9 protein-coding genes are annotated in these 8628 nt (G+C 36.0%); 2 read left to right on the top strand and 7 right to left on the bottom strand.

The genetic code is table 11. The features are described 5' to 3' along the window. Positions 1 to 330: 330 nt before the first annotated feature. Entirely contained in the window at positions 331 to 1197 is an 867-nt protein-coding gene (locus DEX24_RS09340) for a nucleotidyltransferase-like protein (protein WP_109306158.1), read from the bottom strand. A 103-nt stretch (positions 1198 to 1300) separates the two neighbouring features. Here DEX24_RS09340 and DEX24_RS09335 point away from each other — a divergent pair, with 103 nt between their 5' ends. Next, on the top strand, positions 1301 to 1675 hold the full coding sequence (locus DEX24_RS09335; protein ID WP_109306157.1) for a YgzB family protein: 375 nt from the start codon (positions 1301 to 1303) through the stop codon (positions 1673 to 1675). An 80-nt stretch (positions 1676 to 1755) separates the two neighbouring features. On the opposite strand, the gene perR is transcribed toward DEX24_RS09335, so the two are convergent. The 3 genes from perR to bcp form a co-directional block, all read right to left on the bottom strand. After that, on the bottom strand, positions 1756 to 2193 hold the full coding sequence (gene perR / locus DEX24_RS09330; RefSeq protein WP_109306156.1) for a peroxide-responsive transcriptional repressor PerR: 438 nt from the start codon (positions 2191 to 2193) through the stop codon (positions 1756 to 1758). A 137-nt stretch (positions 2194 to 2330) separates the two neighbouring features. Next, positions 2331 to 3275 carry a D-2-hydroxyacid dehydrogenase gene (locus DEX24_RS09325; RefSeq protein WP_109306155.1) on the bottom strand — a complete coding sequence of 315 codons (945 nt, stop codon included), beginning with the start codon at positions 3273 to 3275 and terminating at the stop codon, positions 2331 to 2333. Position 3276: 1 nt separating this feature from the next. Continuing rightward, positions 3277 to 3753 carry a thioredoxin-dependent thiol peroxidase gene (gene bcp / locus DEX24_RS09320; RefSeq protein ID WP_109306154.1) on the bottom strand — a complete coding sequence of 159 codons (477 nt, stop codon included), beginning with the start codon at positions 3751 to 3753 and terminating at the stop codon, positions 3277 to 3279. A gap of 157 nt (positions 3754 to 3910) precedes the next feature. On the opposite strand from bcp, the gene DEX24_RS09315 reads away from it, so the two are divergent. Further along, positions 3911 to 5002, top strand: a complete 1092-nt coding sequence (locus DEX24_RS09315; RefSeq protein WP_109306153.1) for an FUSC family protein — start codon at positions 3911 to 3913, stop codon at positions 5000 to 5002. A 52-nt stretch (positions 5003 to 5054) separates the two neighbouring features. Here the strand turns inward: DEX24_RS09315 and DEX24_RS09310 are convergent, their stop codons facing one another. The 3 genes from DEX24_RS09310 to mutY form a co-directional block, all read right to left on the bottom strand. Then, positions 5055 to 6800 carry an ABC transporter ATP-binding protein gene (locus DEX24_RS09310; RefSeq protein ID WP_109306152.1) on the bottom strand — a complete coding sequence of 582 codons (1746 nt, stop codon included), beginning with the start codon at positions 6798 to 6800 and terminating at the stop codon, positions 5055 to 5057. Between the two features lie 72 nt (positions 6801 to 6872). Then, on the bottom strand, positions 6873 to 7418 hold the full coding sequence (gene ntdP / locus DEX24_RS09305; RefSeq protein WP_109306151.1) for a nucleoside tri-diphosphate phosphatase: 546 nt from the start codon (positions 7416 to 7418) through the stop codon (positions 6873 to 6875). Positions 7419 to 7564: 146 nt separating this feature from the next. Further along, complete coding sequence (gene mutY / locus DEX24_RS09300) at positions 7565 to 8617, bottom strand: A/G-specific adenine glycosylase (RefSeq protein ID WP_109306150.1); 1053 nt, start codon at positions 8615 to 8617, stop codon at positions 7565 to 7567. Positions 8618 to 8628 lie beyond the last annotated feature (11 nt).

Raw genomic sequence — 8628 nt, 5'->3', positions numbered from 1 at the left:
TTCGATAACGACATTCTACGAATAGAATGTCTTCGTTTGCTTACGCACTAATTAAAGTTTGTAAGACTTTATATTGATTAACTTCACTGCTTGTTTAGTTTTCAAGGTTCATGTTTTGTTGTTGTCGTTTTGTTTCAGCGACATTTAATATCTTAACATTTTACTTTTTCTTTGTCAACAACTTTTTTGAAAAAGTTTTTAACGTTGTTTGAGTAAGCTGTTTCGTTATTTCTTGTTGTTGTCCTAACGACAATTACTATAATACAATAATATCATATCAATTGTCAACTATGTTTTAAAAGTTTTTTTAAAAACATTTAAAACGACTGTTCATCCATGCACTACATAGTATCGATGATAGACATTTGGCGTTTTTGTCTCCAAACGTTCTATATCAATATACCCTTTATCTACTAAGTATTCAATGAATACTTCTAGGTTTATTGAATAATTTTTAAGTTCTTCTTGTTCATGTAATTGTTGAATAGACCAATTCGTTTGTTCTTCCATAACACGTAGTATATGGACGCTACATTCTTCCATTTTAGAATTCAACATAAACTCAGTTGCTAGAAATACAAGTTCCAATCTTTGTTCGATGGATTCTGAACTCATAATAAATTCTTCATTTAATCGATATACTTCTGCATTAAAGTAGCGTACTTGATTCCAGACCATTAGTTCTGGATAGTTCCCTTCTTCTATTATAGATAGTCTGGCTAAATGTAATAGCGACTCACTCATATGATGATATGCATCAAAGAAGTTCTTTTGTTCAAAGCTAACACGTCCTTCTTGATAGCGGCGTAATAGCTTTGAAAATTCGATACCCATCTTAATAGAGCGACCGTAATAAGGATTATCTTTTAATTCTTTACGTAATGTGCTAACAAATTCATTGCGATCAAAAACAACGCGTCCGTTATATAACCAATCTACAAGTTTTTTATTCGTTGCTAATAATAACCATTTCCTAAGCTGTGCCTCTGTAATTATATGCATAGCAGTAATTCGATTATTATAAGTATAATGCTTTGTAAAGATCGGTAACTCTGCTTCTTTTACTAATAGAAGCAACACAGAATCAAAATTATCCGTCGTCGGACTTAATTCATCAACTTTTTCTACAAGAATTGCGCCTAATGTGTTTGGATCGCCCGCTCTTTCTTGATAAATAGGTCTCAATATATGTTCCATTCTACTCCTCCTCATAATTATTCTTCAAATAAAAAAATAGTATCTTTGTTTATTTTTTACAATTTTATATGATATAGTAAATTATAGATTAGGAGGTCTACATATGAAACCCTATAAAAACAAAATAAACAAAATACGTTCATTTGCTTTATCCTTAATCTTTATTGGATTTGTCATCATGTATGGCGCTATTTTCTTTAAAGAGAATGCTGTGTTAGTCATCATCTTTATGACGCTTGGTTTATTATGCATTATCGGTAGTACCGCTACATATGCTTGGATTGGATTATTATCAACGCGCGCTATTGTGGTCGCATGCCCAAGCTGTCAAAAGCATACAAAAGTCTTAGGACGTGTTGATATGTGCATGTATTGTAATGAACCTTTGACATTGGATCCAAATCTAATCGGTAAAGAGTTTGACCAATCTTATAATAATAAAACAAAATCAAAGACGCAAGAAATAGATTCAAAGTAAGAGGGGCTGCTGCTGCTCTTTTTTTTTGCATAAAAAAGGCTTGAGAAATCTCATCAATTTCCCAAGCCTTTAAATCATTTTTACGATTTAGTCTGACAAGCTGGACATAGACCATAGATTTCTAAACGATGTGAATTTACTTTAAAACCTGTAACATGTTCGGTAAAACGTTCGATTTCATCTAGCCCTGGGTAGTGGAAGTCGACAATTTTGCCACAAGATTCACAAATCGTATGATAATGCTTACTCGTAATAAAATCAAAACGACTTGCATTATCTCCATAAGTCAATTCTTGCACTAAGCCAGACTCTTTGAATACGCGCAGATTATTATAAACCGTTGCGACACTCATATTCGGAAATTTCGCTTCTAATGATTTATAGATATCATCCGCTGTTGGATGTGTCATCGTTTCAATTAAGTATTCTAAAATCGCATGACGTTGCGGAGTAATCCTAACGCCTGTTTTTTTCAGCGTGTCTAGCGCAGTCTCTAATTGCTTTTCTGACATCGCCATGCACCTCTTTCATAAATATTCTTTAATTATAATTGTTATAAATAGTGTATCGAAATACAGTGCACTCTGTCAACTTCTATAGTTTATCCACTAAAAAAATCAGATGCTATTCTCAAATAGGGTGCTATGAATGAAAATCAATAGCCTGCAGTTAAATCCACAAGATTTTCTAGCTCATTTATTTTATGTGCTCTGTAGTTAATGAAATCACGTTTAAATAACTCAAAACTTCTTTCTAAGTAGCGTGATGAGTGGCTCGATGTATGGGGAGATACAGTCAGGTTCTCGAGCTGCCATAGCGCTGATGTTGCAGGTAATGGTTCCTCTTCAAAAACATCACAAACAGCAGCAGCAATTTCATGTGTTTCAAGTGCTTGTTGTAACACGGCAGTTTCTACTAATGTTCCGCGTCCAAAATTCAAGAATAGTGCATCTTCCTTCATTGCCAAAAAATATTCAGTCGTCAATAAATGATAGGTTTGTGGTGTACTTGGTAATACTGATAGCACGATATCAGCCGTAGGTAACGCGGTGAGTAAGTCATCAAACCCCACCATACGATCCATAAAAGGTGCATGTTTTTTTGAGCGATTGCAGCCGATTGTTTGTACACCAAATGCTTGTAGTAAACGACCAATTTCTCCACCTATCGCTCCTGGTCCTAAAATTAAAGCTGTTTGCCCACGCAATTCTTTTGATGGCATTTTACGTCGCCAATTATGTTGTGTTTGTTCTTTGTAAATAGTGGGCAAAGAACGGTAATGGGCTAAAATATGACCGAGAACTGATTCAGCCATTGGCGTTTTGTGAATCCCTCTCACATTTGAGACAGTTATCCCTCGCTCTTTCAATTCAGTTAATGGTAATTTCTCAACACCAGCTGATGCGATGAATAACCATTTTAACTCTTGCGCAAGTGCAATATTTTCGGGTGTAAGGTCTTCGCCATATGACACGATAATTTCCGCTTTTGCAAAATCACTAGGATCTATTTTTTTAGCAAAGATCAATTGTTCATTTGGTAGGCTTGACTGTAAATCACTTTTCAAATCAGGGCGTGGATCAAATGTAAAATAAATCATGTTAATTGTCACCTGCTTTTCTCAGCACTTCGGCAACTGCTGCTACATGATCTTTTACTCTTACATTTCTCCACTCCTGTTGCACGATTCCCTCTTTATTGACGAGGAAGGTTGAACGTACAATACCCATATATTCTTTGCCAAAATTTTTCTTTAATTGCCAAACGCCATATTTTTCTGCTACTTCTTGGTCTTCATCTACTAATAGTGAAAATGGTAGGCCATGTTTGTCGATAAATTTACTATGACGTTCAGCTGAATCTGGACTCACACCTAAAATAACTGCATCTAAATCAGAAAAATCTTCATACGCTGCTGCAAAATCGCATGCTTCAGTCTTACAACCTGGTGTCATGTCTTTTGGATAAAAATATAAAATCACGTTTTTCTTATTCAGAAAGTCGCTCAAGGAAACTGTTTCACCTTTCTCATTTTGCAAAGAAAAATCAGGTGCTTGTAAACCAGTCAAATTTGTCATATCCATTACCTCCAAAGTTTATTTGTTTCTTTATTGTATCAATATATTTGGTAAAAGTTGTGGATTTTGTCTACAATTAAAATTATAGTTGACCCAACGTACTTAATAGTTTAGAGTACGTCCATATAAAGTCAGAAAGTGAGGTTACCCATTTCTCATGAAATTAGGTGCCCGGATATTAAAAACAGGCCTTGCGATTGTCCTTGCCTTTTATGTTGCAACTTGGTTGGAGTTACCTTCTCCTATCTTTGCAGGAATAGCAGCGATATTCGCATTGCAGCCTTCGATTTATCGCTCTTATAAAACAATTATCGAGCAGGTACAAGGTAATATAATTGGCGCAGTTGTCGCCGTCATTTTCGGTACAGTATTCGGTCATTCCTTTGCCGTTGTAGGTTTTGCTGTCATCGTTACCCTGCTCATTATGATGCGTTTCAAACTAGAGAGTAGTATCTCTTTGGCATTGGTAACCGTCATCGTCATTTTAGAATTCCAACAAGGTGATTTTATTGAATTTGCAGTTTTGAGATTTCTCACAGTTATGACAGGTGTTCTTGCTGCTTTCATCATCAATCTCATTTTCTTACCACCGAAATACGAGGAGCGTCTTTTCACCTCCATCAAGTATTTACAAAGTGATATTATTAAATGGATTCGTTTGGCCGTTCGTCAAGCTTCAGAACATACTTCCACAAAGCAATCTTTACGTAGGTTGCGCGAGCAGTATGAACGCGTTAGTTCTTTATATAAACTTTTTAAAGAAGAACGCCCCTATACAAAAAAAGCACGTCATGTGAAGTTTAGAAAACTCGTTGTCTATAGACAAATGCTCATTACGATGACAAAAAGTATTGAATTATTAAATCGTCTACACCTCCATGAAAATGAATTATCTCAAATGCCTGAAAAATTCCATATTATGATTCAGTCGCGACTGGACTACTTACTCACTTACCATGAGCAACTACTGCTAAAATATACTGGGAAGTTGAAGGCGGAACATACAACTTGGATTGGGCAAGAGGAATTTTTACAACGCAATGAGGTAATGGATGTTTTTGCAAAATACATCGTCCAAGAACATGCTAAAGAAGGCGAAGAAGAATTTTCAAGTTATCATTTATTGCATATTCTATCTCGTATTTTAGATTATGAAGAAAACTTGGAGCATTTAGATACGCTGATCACATCATTCCAACAGCATCATTCCAAAGAATCGTTTAAAGAGAAAAATGAAGAGGTTATTTAAAAAATAAAAGAGTTCGTCCCTATCCATTTTATGGATAGGGACGAACTCTTTTTCAATTCAGTACTTGTACATTAAATAAATCGCTATAAAGTCGTTTTCTATCCATCAACTCTTGATGTGTTCCGACTTCTTTTAGTTCACCATGATCAATGAGCATAATTTGATCAGCATGAGTAATCGTCGATAAGCGATGTGCAACGATTAATGTTGTACGATTATGCGCTAGTCGTTCTAATGATTCTTGGATTAATGCTTCACTTTCAAGATCGAGTGCCGAAGTCGCTTCATCTAAAATTAATATTGGAGGATTTTTTAAAAATACTCGCGCGATTGCTACACGTTGCTTTTGTCCTCCAGACAATTTGACGCCGCGTTCTCCAACCATTGTATTATAGCCCTCTGGAAATTCCATGATAAAGTCATGTGCGTTTGCTGCCTTAGCTGCTTTAATCACTTCTTCATCCGTTGCGCGTGGATTCCCCATCATAATATTCTCTTTAATGGAATCACTAAACAACACATTATCTTGCTGCACAATCCCGATTTGATCACGCAAAGAGTGAATGGTCGTGTGTCGAATATCATGACCATCAATTTTTATGGCACCTTCTAAAACATCGTAGAAGCGTGGAATCAAACTAATAATTGTCGATTTTCCTCCGCCACTCATACCGACGAAAGCAGCTGTTTGTCCCGCTTCAATCGTAAAGCTCATATGATTTAAAATATTGCGCCCTTCAGGATCGTAACGAAATACCACATCATCAAATTGTACTTTTCCTTGTACTATTGGCAGATCTTTTGCATTTTTCTGGTCCGTAATATCATATTCTTCATCAAATAAATCAAACATACGGTCCATTGAAGCGACAGACTGTGTCAATGTTGTAGATGAATTGACAAGTCTTCTTAATGGATTATACAAACTATCAATATAGCCGATAAATAATGCTAATGTACCAACCGTAATATTGCCATGAATTACTTGATAACCAGCGTACCCTACAACCGCTACGGGTGCAATTCCAGTTATTGTATTGACGACCATGAACGTTTTAGCATTCCAACGCGTTTGATCAAGTGCTTTATCTAAAAAGTTTTGGTTCGTCTTTGTAAAAATAGCTTGCTCATGTTTTTCTAGCGTAAAACTTTTAATCACACTCATCCCTTGCACTCTTTCATGCAAATAACTTTGCACACCAGCCAACGCTTTAGATCGTTCACGCGTCAAAGTTCGTAAGCGTGTAAAGAAGAACTTCACACTGATAATATAAAACGGTAATGCTACTAACGTTACTAATGTTAACTCCACATCCATATATAACATAATGCCAATGGCGATGAACACTGTTACTAAATCAATCCATACATTCATGAGACCTGTGACAACAAATTCTTTTGTTTGTTCAACATCATTAATTGTTCGTGAAATTACATCACCGACACGATTATTCGCATAAAATTTAAGGCCGAGTTTCTGCAAATGTCCATACATCTTATTGCGAATATCAAAAAGAATACGATTACTGATCCTTTGCCCAAAATATTGACGATAGTATTCAATTGGCGGTCTTAATATAAAGAACATCACGGCCATAATACCAAGCCACATAAACAGTTCTGTCGTTTTTTGTTCTGTCGATAATTTTTCTGCGCCGATAATATCATCGATGACAATTTTAATGATGATCGGTGTTGCTAATGGAATCATAAATTTGATGATACCAAAAAAGAATGTAATAACTATATCCCATTTATACGGCTTGACGAATTGCATATACCTACGCATGCTCCCCATCCAAACACTTCCTTCGTTCTTTCAATAGAAAAGGCTCTCTACAAAGTCATTCACTTTGAGATAGCCCGTAACTTATTGTTGATTTTTAATTTCTTTTTGTAGCTCATATCGCTTTGTCCATACTTTGATAAAATCAGCTGCAAATGGACCCCGGCGTTGTTTGATCCAGCCAATTAGTTTTTTAATATTAGCCTTTAATATTTCATCGATCACCAATGGATAATCCATCTCTAGACGGTGCTGTTCATACTCATCTTCATCGAGTACTGTGTAAGTCATATCCGGAAATACTTTTACATCTAGGTCGTAATCGATGTATTTTATTGAGTTGTGATCAAAAACATATGGTGAACTAATATTGCAATAGTAATAAACACCATCTTCTCTTAACATACAAATAATATTAAACCATAGTTCCGTATGGAAGTAAGTAATAGACGGCTCTCTCGTTAGCCATGTCCTACCATCAGACTCCGTAACAAGCGTACGATCGTTGGCACCAATCATCATTTTCGGTGTACTTTTTAGTACCATCGTTTCTTGCCACACTCGGTGTATACGACCGTTATGCTTATAACTATGTATTTGTACAATTTCCCCTTCAGTTGGAATCGCCATCGCTTCGCCCACCTTTTTGTAAAACAATTATTGTATTGATGAAGTCTTTTGTAACATTATAACAATGTCCTGGAAAAACTTATAGCAAAAAAGCTATGAACATCTAAAAGATTTACGTATTTGGTGTTTTTTCAAGCTAGTGTGCTTTATAGTTTTTTTCGAGAAATTTTATATTGTTGTAAAATCTTTTGCATAGGCACTGCTAATGGTAATTGCTCAATTTCTTCCAATGATAACCATATACCCGACTTCGACTCGCCCTGAACATAGTAACTACTTAAGTTCCATACAATATGCGAGAATACATGTTTTAAAGTTAGCAACGCTTCCTGCCCCAGCACTTCCACACTATATTGCTGTGAAAACTCCGCTAAAGCTGAATAATGTTCATTTTCTAAAACCATTGGAAACTCCCACATATTAGCTAGCAGACCTGATTCAGGACGTTTCTCCATTAATAATTGCCCCTTGTCATTCTCTACAATAAAGACATCATATGCAAGTTTTTTGACTTTTGTTTTCTTTGTTTTCACCGGTAAGTTACTAGTCTGTCCTTCGGCAAATGCGCCACAGTAGTCACGCACAGGGCATAGTAAACATTTTGGTGATGTTGGTGTACAAACTAATGCACCTAATTCCATTAAGCCTTGATTAAAATCTGATGGATGTTTAATGTCCATCAAGTCCATCACGGCTTTTTCAAATACTTTTTTTGTCTTGGGCAGAGCGATGTCATCTTCTATTAATAGAACGCGACTCAAAACGCGCATGACATTGCCGTCAACAGCATGCTCGGGTACGCCATACGCAATGGATAATACTGCACCTGCTGTATAGGGACCTACACCTTTTAAAGTGGATATACTTGCGCGATTATTTGGTACGATTGAATGATAGTTTTCGACAACTTCTCGCACACCCGCTTGTAAATTTCTAACGCGAGAATAGTAGCCTAACCCTTCCCATTGCTTCAATAAAAACTCTTCTTCAGCCGTTGCCAATGCTTCAACAGTCGGGAACTTTTCTAAAAAATTTTCGTAATAAGGAATGACGGTATCTACGCGTGTTTGCTGTAGCATTACCTCAGAAACCCAGATTTTATATGGATCTTTTGTTTTACGCCATGGTAAATCTCTTTTTTCTCTTTGGAACCATTCAACTAAAGAGTTTTGGAATTCTTTTATATATGGATAGGACATGATGATCCTCC

This window comes from Kurthia sibirica (assembly GCF_003143975.1).
GTDB lineage: Bacteria > Bacillota > Bacilli > Bacillales_A > Planococcaceae > Kurthia > Kurthia sibirica.
The sequence above is the reverse complement of the archived record's forward strand: the minus strand, read 5'-3'. Positions and strand labels throughout refer to the sequence as shown.